General features: G+C 73.2%; 14 protein-coding genes. 9 read left to right on the top strand and 5 right to left on the bottom strand.

What is annotated here, in order from left to right; genetic code table 11:
• Position 1 precedes the first annotated feature (1 nt).
• Entirely contained in the window at positions 2-1,459 is a 1,458-nt protein-coding gene (locus ACL02U_RS15505; RefSeq protein ID WP_412791400.1) for an FAD-binding oxidoreductase, read from the bottom strand.
• A 90-nt stretch (positions 1,460-1,549) separates the two neighbouring features.
• Here ACL02U_RS15505 and ACL02U_RS15500 point away from each other — a divergent pair, with 90 nt between their 5' ends.
• Positions 1,550-3,130, top strand: coding sequence for a tetratricopeptide repeat protein (locus tag ACL02U_RS15500; RefSeq protein ID WP_412791399.1), 1,581 nt, complete (start codon positions 1,550-1,552; stop codon positions 3,128-3,130).
• A gap of 197 nt (positions 3,131-3,327) precedes the next feature.
• On the opposite strand, the gene hppD is transcribed toward ACL02U_RS15500, so the two are convergent.
• Complete coding sequence (hppD, locus tag ACL02U_RS15495; protein ID WP_412791398.1) at positions 3,328-4,473, bottom strand: 4-hydroxyphenylpyruvate dioxygenase; 1,146 nt, start codon at positions 4,471-4,473, stop codon at positions 3,328-3,330.
• Between the two features lie 126 nt (positions 4,474-4,599).
• Between hppD and ACL02U_RS15490 the strand changes: the two genes are divergently transcribed.
• From ACL02U_RS15490 to ACL02U_RS15470, 5 genes are read left to right on the top strand one after another with little or no spacing between them, the layout of a single operon-like run.
• Positions 4,600-5,082, top strand: coding sequence for an Lrp/AsnC family transcriptional regulator (locus tag ACL02U_RS15490; RefSeq protein WP_412791397.1), 483 nt, complete (start codon positions 4,600-4,602; stop codon positions 5,080-5,082).
• Positions 5,083-5,105: 23 nt separating this feature from the next.
• The gene (locus ACL02U_RS15485; RefSeq protein WP_412791396.1) at positions 5,106-5,753 is read left to right on the top strand and encodes an ABC transporter permease; all 648 of its coding nucleotides are present in this window, start codon (positions 5,106-5,108) and stop codon (positions 5,751-5,753) included.
• Positions 5,746-7,101 carry a betaine/proline/choline family ABC transporter ATP-binding protein gene (locus tag ACL02U_RS15480; RefSeq protein ID WP_412791395.1) on the top strand — a complete coding sequence of 452 codons (1,356 nt, stop codon included), beginning with the start codon at positions 5,746-5,748 and terminating at the stop codon, positions 7,099-7,101. The genes ACL02U_RS15485 and ACL02U_RS15480 overlap by 8 nt, the downstream gene beginning before the upstream one ends.
• On the top strand, positions 7,098-7,949 hold the full coding sequence (locus tag ACL02U_RS15475; protein WP_412791394.1) for an ABC transporter permease: 852 nt from the start codon (positions 7,098-7,100) through the stop codon (positions 7,947-7,949). The genes ACL02U_RS15480 and ACL02U_RS15475 overlap by 4 nt, the downstream gene beginning before the upstream one ends.
• The gene (locus ACL02U_RS15470; protein WP_412791393.1) at positions 7,946-8,905 is read left to right on the top strand and encodes a glycine betaine ABC transporter substrate-binding protein; all 960 of its coding nucleotides are present in this window, start codon (positions 7,946-7,948) and stop codon (positions 8,903-8,905) included. Before ACL02U_RS15475 ends, ACL02U_RS15470 begins: the two co-directional genes overlap by 4 nt.
• A gap of 563 nt (positions 8,906-9,468) precedes the next feature.
• On the opposite strand, the gene ACL02U_RS15465 is transcribed toward ACL02U_RS15470, so the two are convergent.
• Positions 9,469-9,828 carry a transposase gene (locus ACL02U_RS15465; protein ID WP_412791392.1) on the bottom strand — a complete coding sequence of 120 codons (360 nt, stop codon included), beginning with the start codon at positions 9,826-9,828 and terminating at the stop codon, positions 9,469-9,471.
• A gap of 697 nt (positions 9,829-10,525) precedes the next feature.
• Here ACL02U_RS15465 and ACL02U_RS15460 point away from each other — a divergent pair.
• The 3 genes from ACL02U_RS15460 to ACL02U_RS15450 are packed head-to-tail and all read left to right on the top strand — an operon-like array spanning position 10,526 to position 14,494.
• Positions 10,526-11,764 carry a hypothetical protein gene (locus tag ACL02U_RS15460; protein WP_412791391.1) on the top strand — a complete coding sequence of 413 codons (1,239 nt, stop codon included), beginning with the start codon at positions 10,526-10,528 and terminating at the stop codon, positions 11,762-11,764.
• The gene (locus ACL02U_RS15455) at positions 11,751-13,883 is read left to right on the top strand and encodes a tetratricopeptide repeat protein (protein ID WP_412791390.1); all 2,133 of its coding nucleotides are present in this window, start codon (positions 11,751-11,753) and stop codon (positions 13,881-13,883) included. The genes ACL02U_RS15460 and ACL02U_RS15455 overlap by 14 nt, the downstream gene beginning before the upstream one ends.
• Positions 13,880-14,494: a flavin reductase family protein gene (locus ACL02U_RS15450; RefSeq protein ID WP_412791389.1), complete on the top strand. Its 615-nt coding sequence runs from the start codon at positions 13,880-13,882 to the stop codon at positions 14,492-14,494. Before ACL02U_RS15455 ends, ACL02U_RS15450 begins: the two co-directional genes overlap by 4 nt.
• A 61-nt stretch (positions 14,495-14,555) precedes the next feature.
• On the opposite strand, the gene ACL02U_RS15445 is transcribed toward ACL02U_RS15450, so the two are convergent.
• Together ACL02U_RS15445 and ACL02U_RS15440 are read right to left on the bottom strand one after the other, a co-directional pair.
• Positions 14,556-15,347 (bottom strand): S16 family serine protease, encoded by a 792-nt coding sequence (locus ACL02U_RS15445; protein ID WP_412791388.1) that lies wholly within the window; start codon positions 15,345-15,347, stop codon positions 14,556-14,558.
• Positions 15,348-15,549: 202 nt separating this feature from the next.
• Complete coding sequence (locus ACL02U_RS15440) at positions 15,550-16,191, bottom strand: IclR family transcriptional regulator (protein ID WP_412791387.1); 642 nt, start codon at positions 16,189-16,191, stop codon at positions 15,550-15,552.
• Between the last annotated feature and the right edge of the window lie 125 nt (positions 16,192-16,316).

The raw sequence follows: 16,316 nt of genomic DNA, 5'->3' as shown, positions 1-16,316 counted from the left end.
GTCAGAACAGCTTGCCCGGGTTGAGGATGCCCAGAGGGTCGAAGACCTCCTTGATCCGCTGCTGCATCTCCACCCCCACCGGACCGATCTCGCGGGCCAGCCAGTCCTTCTTCAGCACGCCCACACCGTGTTCGCCGGTGATGGTGCCACCGAGTTCCAGGCCGAGCGCCATGATCTCGTCGAAGGACTCGCGGGCCCGCCGGGACTCGTCGGGGTCCTGCGCGTCGAAGCAGACCGTCGGGTGCGTGTTGCCGTCCCCGGCGTGCGCGACGACACCGATGGTGAGCCGGTACCGGTCGGCGATGGCAGCGACCCCGTCCAGCATGTCGCCGAGCCGGGAGCGCGGCACGCACACGTCGTCGATCATCGTCACGCCCCTGACCGCCTCCAGCGCGGTCAGGGACAGTCGCCGGGCCTCCAGGAGCAGTTCGGACTCGGCCGTGTCCTCCGCGGGGACCACCCGGGTGGCTCCGGCCGCCTCGCACAGCGCTCCGACGGCGGCCAGGTCGGCTGCCGGGTCGGCGGTGTCGAAGCCGGCCAGCAGCAGGGCCTCGGTGGTCTCGGGCAGGCCCATGCGGGCGAGGTCGTTGACCGCCTTGACGGTCGTGCGGTCCATCAGTTCGAGGAGTGAGGGGAGGTGCCCGCCCGCCGTCCGCCCGCCGTCGCCCTTCCGCGGACGCCGTTCCCGCCCCTCCGCCTTCATGATCCGGCACACGGCGTCGCAGGCGTCCGCCGCCGAGGCGAACTCCGCCGCCAGCACGAGCTGCCGCGGCGGCCGCGGCCGCAGGCCCAGCACCGCCCGGACGACGACGCCGAGGGAGCCCTCGGAGCCGACGAAGAGGCGGGTCAGGTCGTATCCGGCGACGCCCTTGGCGGTGCGCCGGCCGGTGGACATCAGGCGGCCGTCGGCGAGGACGACGTCCAGGCCGAGGACGTACTCGGCCGTCACCCCGTACTTCACGCAGCACAGGCCGCCGGAGGCGGTGCCGATGTTCCCGCCGATGGTGCAGGTCTCCCAGCTGGAGGGGTCGGGCGGGTAGTAGAGGCCTTGCTCGTCGACCGCGCGGGAGAGGGTGGCGTTGACGACCCCGGGCTCGACCACGGCGACATGGTCCACCGGGTTGATCTCCAGGATGCGGTCCATCCTGGTCAGGGACAGGGCGATACAGCCGTCGGAGGCGTTCGCGCCGCCCGACAGGCCGGTGCGGGCGCCCTGCGGGACGACCGGGACGCGCAGTGCGGTGGCGGTGCGCATGACGTGCTGCACCTGTTCCACGGTGCGCGGCAGGACGACCGCGGCCGGAACGCCGGCCGGGCAGAAGCTCGCCATGTCGTGTGCGTAGGAGGCGGTGACGTCGGGGTCGGTCAGGACCGCGTCGGCCGGCAGGCCGGCGAGCAGTCGGTCGACGAGGCTGCCCGTCACGTCGTCGTCGGGTGCTGCGGTACGGCTCACGATCACAGGTTCGCACCCGGGGCCATCGGTGTGAACCCGTGGGCGGCCGGCTTCGGCCGTCCGGGCGCGGTCCCCGCCGGGACGCACAGTGACGCCATGGACAACCGGACGGGCGGCGCCGTGGAGGGCCGCGCAGCGGACGACACGGCCGACACGGACAGGACAGGCGGGACGGACACCGCAGGCGGGACGGACACCGCGGGCGGGACGGAGGACGGAGCGGGGAGCGGGGCCGGCGAGGCGGCGGCCGGGGGCGCGGCGCGGGGGCGCGGGCGGGGGGCGGTCAGGGCGGCGGCCGCCGCCCTGGTCGGCTGTGCCGCCCTGGTCGGCTGTGCCGTGCTGGGCGGTGCGGCGCTGCTGTTCCTGCCCGCCCTGAGGCAGTCCGGCGGCGGGCCGCCCGCCCCGGCGGCCGGCGCACGGGCGCAGGCCGCGGTCGGTGCGCACCTGCCGGTCGGGCTGCCCGAGCTGGCCGCCCTGATCGCCGGGCGGGAGGCCCGGGTGCGGACGCATCCGCGGGACGCGCGGGCCTGGGCACTGCTCGGCTCCGCCTACGTGGAGCAGGGCAGGCGGACGGCGGGTGCCGCCGAGTTCTACCCGAAGGCGGAGCGGGCGCTGCACTCCTCGCTGAAGGCGGGTCCCCCGGGGAACCCCGAGGCCCTGGAGGGACTGGCGGCGCTGGCGAACGCCCGCCGCGACTTCCGGACCGGGCAGCGGTGGGCGCGGGCCGTGCTCGAGCGGCATCCGAAGCGGTGGACGGCGTACCCGCTGCTGATCGAGGCGGACACCGGCCTCGGCGACCACTCGGCGGCCCGGAAGGCCCTGGACCGGCTGCTGCGGCTGCGCTCCGGGCCGGCCGTGCGGGCGCAGGCCGCCTCGGTCCAGCGGGACGGCGGCCGGCGCGAGGACGCGGCGGCCGCGCTGGCCGACGCGGCGGCGGCCGCCGGGCGGCCGGCCGAGCGGGCTGCCTACCTGGAGCGCGGCGGGCGGCTGGCCTGGGAGCGCGGCGACCGGCAGGACGCACTGCGCCACTTCCGGGCGGCGCTGCGGATCGACCCGGATCTGCGGGCCGCGCAGGCCGGGGAGGGCCGGGCGCTGGCCGCGCTGGGCCGCACCTCCCAGGCGCTGCGCGCGTACCGGGCGGCGCTCGCCCGACAGCCGGAACCGCAGTACGCGCTGGAACTGGGCGAGCTGTACGAGTCCCTGGGTCTGCGGGAGGCGGCGCGCGTCCAGTACGACCTGCTGCGGAGCAGGGTGCGCTCCGAGGCGGCCGGCGGAGTGGACGGCGCTCTGCTGCTGGGCCGGTTCGAGGCGGATCACGGTGATCCGGCGGCGGCGGTGCGCCGGCTGCGGGCCGAGTGGGGGCGGCAGCCGGGCACCCCCGTGGCCGACGCGCTCGGCTGGGCCCTGCACCGGGCGGGGGACGACCGGGAGGCGCTGCGGTACGCGGTGCTCGCCACGGACGAGAAGCACGGCGGCGGGGTGCGCAGCGCCCCGTACGCGTTCCACCGCGGCATGATCGAGAAGGCGCTGGCGCTGGAGGGCCCGGCGCGGCGGCATCTGCGGGAGGCGCTGCGGATCAATCCGTACTTCTCGCCGGTGCGGGCGCCCGAGGCGCGGGCGGCGCTGGCGGGACTGGGCGAGCCGGCGGCGGAGCCGCCGCCGGACGGGGGCGCCTGACGGGGCGGCCGGACGGTTGCGGCCGCCCACCGCGCCGCCCACCGCGCCGCCCGCCCGGGGCCGGGGCTCCGGGCGGGCGGGCGCGGGCGGACAGCGGACGGGCGGACGGGGCGGGCGTGCGGACGGGCGCGGACAGCGGGCGGACGGGCGCGGGCGGGTGCCCGAGGGCCGGCGCCGGCCGCGTCCCGGACCGCGTCCTAGAGGTTGCCGCGCCTCTCCTGCTCCCGCTCGATGGCCTCGAACAGGGCCTTGAAGTTGCCCTTGCCGAAGCCCATCGAGCCGTGGCGCTCGATGAGTTCGAAGAAGACGGTCGGACGGTCCTGGACCGGCTTGGTGAAGATCTGCAGCAGGTAGCCGTCCTCGTCGCGGTCGGCGAGGATCTTCATTTCGCGCAGCGTCTCGATCGGCACCCGGGTGTCGCCGACCCACTCGCCGAGGGTGTCGTAGTACGAGTCGGGGGTGTCCAGGAACTGCACGCCGGCCGCCCGCATCGCGCGGACCGTCTGCACGATGTCGTTGGTGTTGAGCGCGATGTGCTGGACGCCGGCGCCGCCGTAGAACTCGAGGTACTCGTCGATCTGGGACTTCTTCTTGGCGACGGCGGGCTCGTTGATCGGGAACTTGACCTTGAGGGTGCCGTCGGCCACGACCTTCGACATCAGCGCGCTGTACTCGGTCGCGATGTCGTCGCCCACGAACTCCTTCATGTTCGTGAAGCCCATGACCTTGTTGTAGAACCCCACCCACTCGTTCATGCGGCCGAGTTCGACGTTGCCGACGCAGTGGTCGACGGCCTGGAACATGCGCTGGGCGGGCGGCTCGACGATCGGTGCGGCGGCCGTGTAGCCGGGCAGGTAGGGGCCGTCGTAGCCGGTGCGCTCGACCAGGGTGTGGCGGGTCTCGCCGTAGGTGGCGATCGCGGCGAGGACGACCGTGCCGTGCTCGTCCTTCACCTCGTGCGGCTCGGTCACCGAGCGGGCGCCGTGCTCGACGGCGTAGGCGTGCGCGGCGCGCGCGTCCGGAACCTCGATGGCGAGGTCGACGACGCCGTCGCCGTGCTCGGCCACGTGCTCGGCGAGGAAGCGGCCCCAGTCGGTGGCGGGCTTGACGACCGAGGTGAACACGAAGCGGGCGGAGCCGCTCTCCAGGACGTAGCTCGCCGTCTCGCGGCTGCCGTTCTCCGGTCCGGAGTAGGCGACCAGCTTCATGCCGAAGGCGGTGGAGTAGTAGTGCGCCGCCTGCTTGGCGTTGCCCACGGCGAAGACGACCGCGTCCATTCCCTTGACCGGGAAGGGGTCGGCCTGCCGGGCGGTGTCGGGAGTGTGGTGTGTGGTCTGCGTCATGTCCGCAGCCTGGCGCCGCTCTGCAAGGTGCGCAATAGTTCGCTCGTTCACTGGACAATATGCTCAGCCGAATGGGCGCAAGGGCCGCCTTTCTGTACAGGATGACCACCCGGAAGGGGTTCGTCGATGGCGATCGATCATCTGGACGCGCGGATCGTCCTGCTGCTGGCCCGGGAGCCGCGTATCGGGGTGCTGGAGATGTCCCGGCGGCTGGGGGTGGCCCGGGGGACGGCGCAGGCCCGGTTGGACCGGCTTCAGTCGAATGGAGTCATCCGCGGATTCGGGCCCCAGGTCGACCCGGCGGCACTGGGGTATCCGGTGACCGCCTTCGCGACGTTGCAGATCCGGCAGGGTCAAGGGGCTGACGTGCGCGCCCACTTGGCGACCGTCCCGGAGGTGCTGGAGCTGCACACCACGACGGGCGGCGGGGACATGCTGTGCCGTCTGGTGGCCCGCTCGAACGCCGATCTCCAGCGCGTGATCGACCGGGTTGTCGGGTTTGATGGCATTGTTCGGGCTTCCACCGCGATCGTGATGGAGAATCCCGTTCCGCTGCGGATCATCCCGCTGGTGGAGCAGGCGGCGGAGGACCGGCGGCAACGGGAGTGACCGAACCTGTGGGGTGACCGCGTGTGAACTTCTGGGATTACCTGGGCGGCCAGCACCAGCAGTTGCTCGCCGACGCCTACCAGCACGCCAGCGCCGTGTTCCAGTGCATGGTGGTGGCGACGGCGCTGGGTGTGGTGATCGGCGTGGTCACCTACCGCTCGGAGTGGGCGGGCACCCTGGCCACGACGGCCACGTCGACGATCCTCACCGTCCCCTCGCTGGCCATGATCGGTCTGCTCATCCCGATCGTGGGTCTGGGCGTGCCGCCGACGGTGATCGCGCTGACGCTGTACGGGCTGCTGCCGATCGTCCGGAACGCGATCGTGGGACTGCGCGGGGTCGATCCGGCCCTGGTGGACGCGGCCACGGGCATCGGGATGTCCCGCATGGGGAGGCTGCTGCGGGTGGAGCTGCCGCTGGCCTGGCCGCCCATCCTGACCGGCATCCGGGTGTCGACGCAGATGCTGATGGGCATCGCGGCCATCGCCGCGTACGCCTCCGGCCCCGGGCTGGGCAACGAGATCTTCCGCGGTATCGCCTCGCTGGGCAGCGCGAACGCCCTGAACCAGGTGCTCGCGGGCACGGTCGGGATCATCATCCTGGCCCTCCTGTTCGACGCCGCGTACGTCCTTCTCGGACGGCTGACCATTTCCAGGGGGATCCGTGCCTGACAGCCCTGACAGCCCGGACGGCAACACGACCGCCGAGCCCGCCGGTCCGGCCGACGGTCCCTCCGAGGGCGGCGGGACCGGTGCCGCGGCGGACGGTGGCACCGGCGCGAACGGCGCCCCCGCGACCGGCGCCACCATCGAGTTGGAGAACCTCACCAAGCTGTACCCCGGCAACCCCAACCCGGCCGTCGACAACGTCAACATGGAGATCAAGGCGGGCGAGATCGTCATCCTGGTCGGGCCGTCCGGCTGCGGCAAGTCGACGACCCTGAAGATGATCAACAGGTTGATCGAGCCGACCGGCGGCCGGATCCGGATCGGCGGCGAGGACGTCACCGACATGGACCCGGTCAAGCTGCGCCGCCAGGTCGGGTACGCGATCCAGTCGGCCGGTCTGTTCCCGCACATGACGGTGGCGGAGAACGTCGCGCTGGTGCCGAGGATGGTCGGCTGGTCGAAGTCGCGGATCAAGGCGCGGGTGGCGGAGCTGCTCGACCTGGTGGGACTGGACCCGGGCGAGTTCCAGGGGCGCTATCCGCGCCAGCTCTCCGGTGGACAGCAGCAGCGCGTCGGCGTGGCCCGGGCGCTGTCGGCGGACCCTCCGGTACTGCTGATGGACGAGCCGTTCGGTGCGGTCGACCCGATCACCCGCGACCACCTCCAGGACGAACTGATCCGGCTGCAGCACGAGTTGCACAAGACCATCGTGTTCGTCACCCACGACTTCGACGAGGCGATCAAGCTCGGCGACCGGATCGCGGTGCTGCGGGAGAAGTCGCACATCGCCCAGTTCGACACGCCGGAGGCGATCCTCACCAACCCCTCGGACGACTTCGTGTCCGGTTTCGTGGGCGCGGGCGCGGCGCTGAAGCGGCTCAACCTGACCCGGGTGCGGGATGTCGGCATCACCGCCTACCCGACCGTGCGGATCGACGACCCGCTCCAGGACATCTTCGTCAAGCTGCGGTCGGGCGGCACCAACGAGTTGCTGATGCTGGACCGGCGCGGCCGCCCCTACAAGTGGTTGCGGCGGGGCGACCTGATGCGGGCCAAGGGCTCGCTGGCACGGGCCGGAACGCTGGTGAACGACACGGTGACCCGGGACGCGACGCTGCGCGACGCGCTGGAGGCCGTGCTGACGGACAACGCGGGCCGGGTGCCGGTGACCGGGCGGCGCGGCGAGTACACGGGCGTCGTCGACATGGAGACGCTGATGAACTCGGTGCACGAGCTGCTGGAGGCCGACCGCCTGGAAGCCCTGGAGCACCAGCACGAACTGGAGGAGACCCGCAGCTCGCAGACGCACTTCGAGCAGGAGGGCATGACGGGCGGGGAGGCGAAGGCGTGACGACCTCTTCGGACCGGCGCCCCGAGGGCGAGCCCGAGGTCGAGGGCGACCTTCTCCACGACGGCGAGGACACCGAGGCGCCCCCTCCCCCGTCGCCCTCCCGGAGGGTCAGCGCGATCACCTGGCAGAAGCTGGTGTTCCTGCCCGCGTTCCTGGTGGCGGTGCTGCTGGCGACCTGGGCGTGGTTCCAGCAGGCGGAACTGGACACCATCTCCAAGAACGCGCTGGCCAAGGGGGAGGTGTCGAAGGCGCTGTGGCAGCACGTCCAGCTGACCGCGATCTCCACCTTCTTCGTACTGATCATCGCGATCCCGCTGGGCATCCTGCTGACCCGCCGGATGTTCCGCAAGGCGACCCCGGTGGCGATGGCGTTCGCCAACATGGGTCAGGCGACGCCGGCGCTGGGCCTGCTGGCGCTGCTGGTGATCTGGCTCGGCATCGGCCGCAGGTCCGCCCTGATCGGCATCATCATCTACGCCATCCTGCCGGTGCTGTCGAACACGATCACCGGGCTGCGGGCGAACGACCCGACGCTGCTGGAGGCCGCACGCGGTATCGGGATGTCCCCGCTGGGTGTGCTGCAGAAGGTGGAGCTGCCGCTGGCGGTGCCGCTGATCCTGGCGGGCGTCCGCACGGCCCTGGTGCTGAACGTCGGCACGGCGACCCTGGCGGTGTTCGGCGGGGGCGGCGGGCTGGGCGTGCTGATCACCACCGGCATCACCACCCAGCGGATGCCGGTGCTGCTGCTGGGGTCGATCCTGACGATCGCGCTCGCCCTGCTGGTGGACTGGCTGGCCTCCCTGGCCGAACTGCTGCTCAGGCCGCGCGGACTGGAGGTGGGGACATGAGGCGGCGTCTGTGTCTGGTCCTGGCGGGCGCGCTGCTGCTCCCGGCGGGCTGCGGTCTGACCAGCGGCTCCCCGATGGTCGACGACGTCTCGCCCGGCTCGATCGGCCAGGGCCTGCCGTTGAAGGGTGCCGATCTGACGGTCACCTCCAAGGAGTTCACCGAGCAGCTGATCCTCGGGGCGATCATGGGCATCGCCTTCGAGGCGGCCGGCGCGAACGTCCTGGACCGCACCGGCATCCAGGGGTCGATCGGCGCCCGGGAGGCCGTCAAGAGCGGGAACGCCGACGGCATGTACGAGTACACGGGCACCGCCTGGATCACCTACCTGGGCCACAGCAACCCCATCCCCGACCCCATGGCCCAGTGGGAGGCGGTCCGCAAGGCCGACGCGAAGAACGGGCTGACCTGGCTGCCGCCGGCCCCGCTGAACAACACCTACGCGCTGGCCATGAACCAGGCCAACTTCAAGAAGTACGGCACGGAGACGCTGTCCCAGGTGGCCGAGCTGGCCAAGTCCGACCCGGGCGCGGTGACCCTGTGCGTGGAGGGCGAGTTCGCCAACCGGGCCGACGGGCTGCCGGGGATGCAGAAGAAGTACGGGATGGACCTGCCGGCGGCGAACATCACGCAGATGGACACCGGCATCATCTACACCCAGGTCGCGAAGGGCGCCTGCACCTACGGCGAGGTGTTCACCACCGACGGACGGATCAAGTCCATGAACCTGGTGGTGATGGAGGACGACAAGAAGTTCTTCCCCAACTACAACGCGGCCCCGGAGATCAACACCAAGGCCTTCGAGAAGCACCCGGAGATCGCCGAGGTCCTGAACCCGATCACCAGGAAGCTGACCAACGCGGTCGCGCAGGATCTGAACGGCAGGGTCGACGTGGACGGCCAGGACCCGCACCAGGTGGCACTGGACTGGCTCAAGAACGAGGGCTTCGTGAAGTAGGGGTAGGGGGCCGAGGGCCGGGCGGGGGCGGCACGGATCCGGCGCCGCACCCGTCCCCGCATGCCCGTGCGGTGTTCGCCGCCCGCTCGGCCGGGACGGCGCCGCGTCGACCGGGGGTCCGGTGAGGGCGGCTTCCTCCGGCTGGGCCGGAGTACCGCGGCGCCGGCCGGGCATTCCGCCGGGCGTGGCATCGGCGGGCAACACGACCGGTTCGGCGGCGGAAAGGGCAGTGTCCGGGACGGCTCGCGGATTCCGGCCGGCGCTGCGGCCGACGGGGTGGGAGCAGCGGCGGGCCCGGGTTCCGCTCGGGGCGTGCCGGGACCGGCCGGGACGCGGCCCGCGGCGGTGCCGGCCGGCCCGCCGGGGGGCCTCCACCCCAATGGCAGGAACCTGCCAAAACAGGGCCGGCGCCCGGAAGGGGCCTGCAGTCGGGCACCCGGGCGATGACGATCCGTGACCGCGCGACCGCCGTGGGGGACCCGCGCCGGTCCGGGCCCCGTCCACGCGGAGCCGCCCCACCGGAACAGCAATCCGGGCATTGCGTGCATCTCACGTGGCCGACCTCAGGACCCCTCCAGGACCGCCCGGCCCGCGGCTCTCCTGCGGGCCGCGGCCGCGACGTCGCCGATCCACCGCTCGTCGGGATGCCCGACGCAGGCCTCCTCCAGGCGGTCCCAGAGCGAGGAGTGCGTCCAGGTGGTGAACCTGCGGTGCGCCGTGGCCGAGGAGACCGCGAACGAGGACGGCAGCTGCCGCCAGGCACAGCCCGAGACCAGCACGTAGACCACCGCGGTGAAGGCCCGCCGCTCGTCCAGCGGGGCCGTGCCGCCGCCCTGCCGGCGGCCGGTGAAGGCGGGCAGCAGCGGTTCGACCACGCCCCACATCCCGTCCGGCACCAGCCGCCGGGCCAGCTCGTATTCCATCGTTCCCCCATTCCGCGGACGCCTTTCGCATTCGGCCGTCCGCCTTATGTGCCGTCGACCCGACCACGTGAGACATGGAATCGCCCGGCATCGGACCGAAGTCGGGCTCGATCCGGCGACCATGCCTTGCCCCACGACGCCTGTCCACCGCACGCGACCGCCATTACAGAACGTTCAATTCCCCTTGGCCGCAGCACGTGAACGGCCTTACACGGTGGTCATGGCTACCGTGCCGGGGCCGTTGACATGCCTGTGAACGGGATGTAAATCTGTCACGCATCGAATCAGGGGGTGAAAATCCCGATGCCATGACGAAGCGGTTTTCGACGAGTTCACAACGGACGTCTGCAGCCCTGCCCACGGCCTTTTCACGCGGCTTCTCATTCATCGCACCGACGGAATTCCCGTGCGAAATTCCCTGGAATAATTCCAGGCATTCCTTCTCGCTCCCACCCAAGAACGCCCGAGAAATCGGGTGCGCCGGCCGGGTCCCCGGCGGCGCTGTGCACCATCTCGCAGAGAAGGAGATCCCCATGAAGAAGATCGCCGTGCGCAAGGCCGGGACCGTCCGCCTGACGTCCGCCGCCGCGGCCACGTACTGCTGCGGCACCAACCCCGCCTGATCCCAGGCAGGTGCGCGCCGGGCCCGGTGCCCGGCGCGCACCGCACACCGGCCGCCGACCAGTGAGGTGAGGCAGTGACGACACCGCCGTCCCGGGACTTCGACGAACCTGTGCGGCTGCATCCGCTCACCTACCTGGCGGAGGGCGAGGAAGTCACCGTCGGGCGGGCCGACATCGACTCCTACGGCCTCTTCCCGCCGGACGGAGCCGAACTGCTGCGCCGCCTGGAGGCCGGCACGCCGCCGAACGCCGCTGCCCGCTGGTACACCGAGCAGTACGGCGAGCAGGTGGACATGGCCGAGTTCCTCGAGGTGCTCGAGGAACTCGAACTGGTGGTCAAGGACGGGGAGCAGGTGTCCGCGCCGACGGGCCCGGTGCGCTGGCAGCGTCTCGGCGCGGCCGTCTTCTCCCCGCTCGCGTGGGCCGGCTACGGCCTGCTCGTACTGGCCGCCGTGGTCGCCATGATCCGCCGGCCCGACCTGGCGCCGCACTACCAGAACCTGTTCTTCACCCGCCGGTCACTGGTGCTGCTCACCCTCGGCATCGTCATCGGCCAGGTGCCGCTGATCCTGCTGCACGAGGCCGCGCACGCGCTCGCGGGCCGCCGCCTCGGACTCAACTCCACGCTGTCGATCAGCCGCCGCTTCTACTACGTGGTCTTCGTGACCGCGCTCGACGGCCTGGTCGCCGTACCCCGGCGCAAGCGCTACCTGCCGATGCTCGCCGGAATGATCACCGATGTGGTGGCCGTCTGCGGCCTGACCCTGGTCGCCGCGGCGCTGCACGACGCGACCGGCGCGGGGGGCCTGGTGCGGCGGCTGTGCCTGTCGATGGCCTTCGCGGCCGTGCTGCGGCTGGTCTGGCAGTTCTACTTCTTCCTCCGCACCGACCTGTACTACCTCGCCATCACCGTGCTCGGCTGCAACGACCTGCAGACCACGGCCCGCCAGATGCTGCGCAACCGCCTGATGCGGCTGCTGCGCAGGCCGGAGCGGACGGTGGACGAGAGCACCTGGCGCGAGCGCGACCGCGACGTCGCCCGCTGGTACTCCTGGCTGATGCTGGCCGGGTACGTCTTCCTCACCGTCACCCTGCTGACCGCCGCGATACCCACCGGCATACGCCTGACCGAGGTCGCGGTCCACAAGCTCCACACCGACCTGTCCCCGGTCAACGTCGCCGACGTGCTGACGTTCCTCGTCCTCAACTTCTGGGAACCGGTCCTCGCCGCCTACCTGGCGTTCCGTGCCTGGCGGCGCCGCAGCCGCCCGGCCGTCCCGACCGCGAAGGAGACCGCACATGCAGCAGGCTGACCCCACGGCCCCCGGACATCTGAGGTGCCACGGCGGGACCCGGCGCTCCCGGGCCGCGGCCGTGGGCGCCCGCCGGCTGCCGCCCGGGCTCCTGGAACCGGTCGACGCGCACCGCAGGCTGCGCGGACCGTACACCGCGGCGGGCACCGTGGCACGGGCGCTGGTGCCGGCGGTACTCGCGGCCGACCCCGAGCTGGTACGCCGACACGACATCGAACTGCTCTCCGTCGCACCCGAGTTGGCGGACCTGGTGCCCAACTCGCGGGAGACCCTGACCTCCATGGCGCTGCCCGCGGAACGCACCCGCTTCTACGCCCGGCTGCGCACCCGGCGGATCGCCGGCGGACTGGTGGAGTTCGTCCGCGACGCGCTGCCCGCCCTCGGCCATGACGGTCCGCGGTGCCTGCTGGTGGAGAACGTCGAGCACGCCGAGGCCACGGACCGGGAGTTCCTCGCCGCGCTGCTGCGGCGCGTCGACGCGGACGTCCTGACCGTCGTGCTGTGCGGCGCCCACGCCCCGGACCCCGGCGGCGTGCTGGCCTCCGTCCTGGAGCACCGCACCACCGAGGTGGCCGTGCGCCCGGACGACTCCGCGCCGGCGGCCGACGCGGGTGACGGCGGCGACGAGGAGCAGGCCCGGCGCTGGGTCGAGGCCGACGGGCTGCTCGACGGCCCCGACGGCGAGGCCGCCCGCAGAGCCTACCGGTCGCTGCCGGACGCCGACCGCGCCGCCCTGCACGACCGGCGCGCCGCACGGCTGCGGGAGGCGGAGGAGTTCTCGCTCGCCCTCGGCGCGCTGCCGTACCACCTGGAGCGCGGCAGCGACCCGGTGGCCGAGGCCGTGCCCGCCCTGTGGACCGCATCGGACCACTGCCTGGTCAACGGCTTCTACGACGCCGTCGTCGACTACGGCCGCCGCGGCCAGCGCCTGGTGGACGGCCGGCAGGACAGCGGGCGGTGGTGGAGGTTCGGCGTGCAGCTCGGCCTGGCCCTGTCGATCCTGGGCCGCACGAAGGAGGCCGAGGCGGTCTACGACGAGGCGCGGCTGCTCTCCACCGACCCGGCGGTGCACATGGCGTGCGCCTACTCCACCGCCATGCTGTACACCCGCCACAACGACCCGGCCGACCGCGACGAGAAGAAGGCCAAGGCGCTCCTCAACGGGGCGATCGCCACCGCGTCCCTGCTGCAGGACCGGGTGGAACGGGCCTTCCAGAGCGCGTTCTACCGGAACGGCCGCGCGCTCGTGGAGGTCAACCTCGGGGACCCCCAGGAGGCGCTGCGGCTGGTCACCGAGTGCATCGAGGACCTGGACGAGCGGCTCACCCCCGACGAGCACCGGCTGCACCGCTCGGTGCTCAAGAACAACCGCGCCCGGGTGTACGCGGGCCTGGGCCGACTCGACGACGCGCTCGCCGACTACGCGGTCGTCATCGAGCAGGACCCCAACCACGCGGAGCACTACCTGGAGCGGGGCAACCTGTTCCGCCGCCTGGGCCGCACCGGGGAGGCGCTCGCGGACTACTCCCGCGCCCTCAGCCTGTCGCCGCCGTTCCCCGAGATCTACTACAACCGCGGCGACCTGCGGCTGAACGAGGGCGACGTGGACGGGGCGCTCGCCGACTTCGGCTACGTCATCGAGCAGGACCCGGAGTTCGTCGACGCGTACATCAACCGCTGCGCCATCCACCTGGAGGCCGGGGACCCGGCCGCGGCCCTCGCCGACGCCCGGGCCGGACTGCGGGTCGACCCCGACAACGCCCATCTGCACGCGGCGGTCGGACAGGCGCTCACCGAGAGCGGCGAACCCGGCGAGGCGGAGGCCGCCTACGACCGCGCGGTGGCCGCCGACCCGGACCTGGTGAGCGCCCTGTCCGGGCGGGCCGGCGTCCGCTACGAGGCGGGACGCCTGCAGGACGCCCTGGCGGACCTGTGCCGTGCGGTCGAACTCGCGCCGAAGGACCCCGCCCTGCGCTACAACCGCGCCTTCCTCCACCAGGAGGCCGGCCACCGGCAGGAGGCCCTGGACGACCTGGAGCTGGCCGCCGTGCTCGACCCCGAGGACGCCGAGACCGCCGAGGCGCTCGCCGCCCTGCGCGGCCGGCCGGACGGAGCATGACGACCCGGCCCGAAGCCGCGCTGGTGCCCGGCGGCGCGGCCGGTACGCCGTCGCGGCGTGCCGCACCGGCCGGTCCCGGCGAGCGAGCGCTGCGCGACGTGCTGGGCCGGTACGCCACCGGCGTCACCGTGGTCACCTGCGCCGGGGCGCCGGGCGGCCCGGCCGGGCTGACGGTCAACTCGTTCACGTCCGTCTCGCTCGACCCGCCCCTGGTCCTGTGGTGCCTCGCGCTGTCCTCACGGGCCCGGCCGGCCTTCACCGCCGCCGAGTACTTCGCCGTGAACGTGCTCGCCGCCGGCCAGCGCGACCTGGCGGCCAGGTTCGCCGGCCCGGGCGACCGGTTCCGCGGGCTGGCCGTGCGGTCCGGGCCGCACGGGGAGCCGCTGCTGCCGGGCGCCGCGGCGACGCTGTGCTGCCGGCGCTCCGGGCTGGTGCCCGCCGGCGACCACCTCCTGCTGCTCGGGGCCGTGGAGCAGCACACCCGTACCGGCCGCCGGGTGCTGCTGTTCGCCGACGGCGCCTACCACGAGGGTCCGGCGGCCCCGGCCCCCCGGAGCGCCGGCGCCGCGGTCACGCCCGCGGAGCCGGACCGGGGCCGTCCACCGTCCTGACGTTCGACGCTGCCCCGGCGCCGGGCAGGGCTCCCACCGGTGCCGGGCAGGCGAAGCGCCCCTAGCAGCTCGGCACTGCTCCCTTGTCCTTCTCCAGCGCGGTCAGGGCGTTCACCGCGCCCTGCAGGGTGGTGATCGGGACCAGCCGCAGTCCGCGGGGCAACTCGGCCCGCGCGTCGGCGCACTCGGCCCGGGGGACCAGGAACACCGTCGCCCCGTCACGGCGCGCGGCCTGCGTCTTCAGCGCCACTCCCCCGACGGGGCCGACCGTGCCGTCGGCGGTGATGGTGCCGGTGCCGGCGATGGTGCGCCCTCCGGTCAGGTCGCCGCCGCCGCCGTCGCCGTCCAGCTTGTCGATGATGCCGAGGGTGAAGAGCAGCCCGGCGCTGGGGCCGCCGACGTCGGCCAGGGTGAGGGTGACCTTGACGTCCTCGCCGCCCAGCTTGAGGTAGCGCAGGGCGGCCCGGGTCGCCGCGTTCTGCGACTGCTGCATCTGCCGGGCGTTGTGCTTCTCGATCTCCTTGACGCTCTCGCCGCTCGGGTAGACCGCGTCGCGCGGCATGATCGCCCGGTCGGTGTCGAACCAGCCGTCGATCACATCGCCCAGTGAGACGTGGGTGTTCGGGGAGGTCGCCTCGATGGTCGTCATCCGCAGCTGACCGCTGGTGGTGCGGACCGGGGCACCGGAGATCGTGATCACCGGGGTGCCCTGGTGGTCGCCCAGGACGTTCGCGGTCAGGCCCGGTTGCGCCACCGTGAACGGCAGCGGCGCGAACACCGCCGTGGCGAGCAGGGCCACGGCGGGCAGGGCGCAGACGGCGACGGCCTGGGGGCGTGTGAGGCGAGAGAGCACGGGGTCAATCTAACCCGGGGCCGCGGACCGGCCCTCCGGCCGCCCCGGCCGCGACCGGCGCCGCGCCCCGCCGGGCGGCGTCCGGAACGCTGCGGCGCCCGTACGGCGCCCTCACGGGCCCCGCAACGGCCCCGCACGGGCCCCCCGCCCGGGGGCGCTGCGCGGGCTGCCGTGTGCGGGCGCCGGTGGGTGCCGGCCGCCGTCAGCGCAGCGCCTCGGCCACCTCCCGTGCCGCGTCGACGACCCGCGACCCCACCCGCTCCGGCACCGCGTCGGCCAGCATCACCACGCCCACGCTGCCCTCGACCCCGGTCACACCCAGCAGCGGCGCGGCGGCACCGCTGGCGCCCGCCTCCAGCTCGCCGTGGGTGAGGGTGTATCCGGGGTCCGCCGGCAGTTGCCCGCGGGCCGAGAGGATCGCCCGGCCGGCGGCCCCCCGGTCCAGCGGATGCCGGAACCCGGCCCGGTAGGCCACGTGGTAGTCCGTCCAGGTCGGCTCGACGACCGCCACGGCCAACGCCTCGGTGCCGTCCACCAGCGTCAGGTGCGCGGTCGCCCCTATGTCCTCGGCGAGCGCCCGCAGCGCGGGCAGTGCCGCCTCCCGCACCAGCGGGTGCACCTGGCGGCCCAGGCGCAGCACCCCGAGCCCGACCCGGGCGCGGCCGCCCAGGTCGCGCCGGATGAGCGCGTGCTGCTCCAGGGTGGCGAGCAACCGGTACACCACGGTCCGGTTGACGCCCAGTTTGAGGGAAAGCTCGGTGACGGTCAGCCCGTGGTCCGTGTCGGCCAGCAGTTTGAGGACCCGTAGTCCTCGGTCGAGCGTCTGGGAGGTCTCCGCGGTCACGACGCCCATTCCTCCAAGCGGTGAGGTCCGCGGCCTCCTCGCGGCGGTGCGTCGCCGAGTCCCGTCAGCGACGCGCTTCAGAGGCCGCCGATCGGTGAAGGCCCGGCTTGCCCCGGACCCGAGTC

Origin of the sequence: Streptomyces sp. MS06 (assembly GCF_047200655.1) — a bacterium.
Taxonomy (GTDB): Bacteria; Actinomycetota; Actinomycetes; order Streptomycetales; family Streptomycetaceae; genus Streptomyces.
This window is presented reverse-complemented; position numbering and strand designations above follow the sequence as displayed.

Coding starts and splice junctions, on each gene's coding strand:
- ACL02U_RS15500 (WP_412791399.1), top strand. CDS start 1,550: ATGGACAACCGGACGGGCGGCGCCGTGGAGGGCCGCGCAGCGGACGAC.
- hppD (WP_412791398.1), bottom strand. CDS start 4,473: ATGACGCAGACCACACACCACACTCCCGACACCGCCCGGCAGGCCGAC.
- ACL02U_RS15490 (WP_412791397.1), top strand. CDS start 4,600: ATGGCGATCGATCATCTGGACGCGCGGATCGTCCTGCTGCTGGCCCGG.
- ACL02U_RS15470 (WP_412791393.1), top strand. CDS start 7,946: ATGAGGCGGCGTCTGTGTCTGGTCCTGGCGGGCGCGCTGCTGCTCCCG.
- ACL02U_RS15465 (WP_412791392.1), bottom strand. CDS start 9,828: ATGGAATACGAGCTGGCCCGGCGGCTGGTGCCGGACGGGATGTGGGGC.
- ACL02U_RS15455 (WP_412791390.1), top strand. CDS start 11,751: ATGCAGCAGGCTGACCCCACGGCCCCCGGACATCTGAGGTGCCACGGC.
- ACL02U_RS15450 (WP_412791389.1), top strand. CDS start 13,880: ATGACGACCCGGCCCGAAGCCGCGCTGGTGCCCGGCGGCGCGGCCGGT.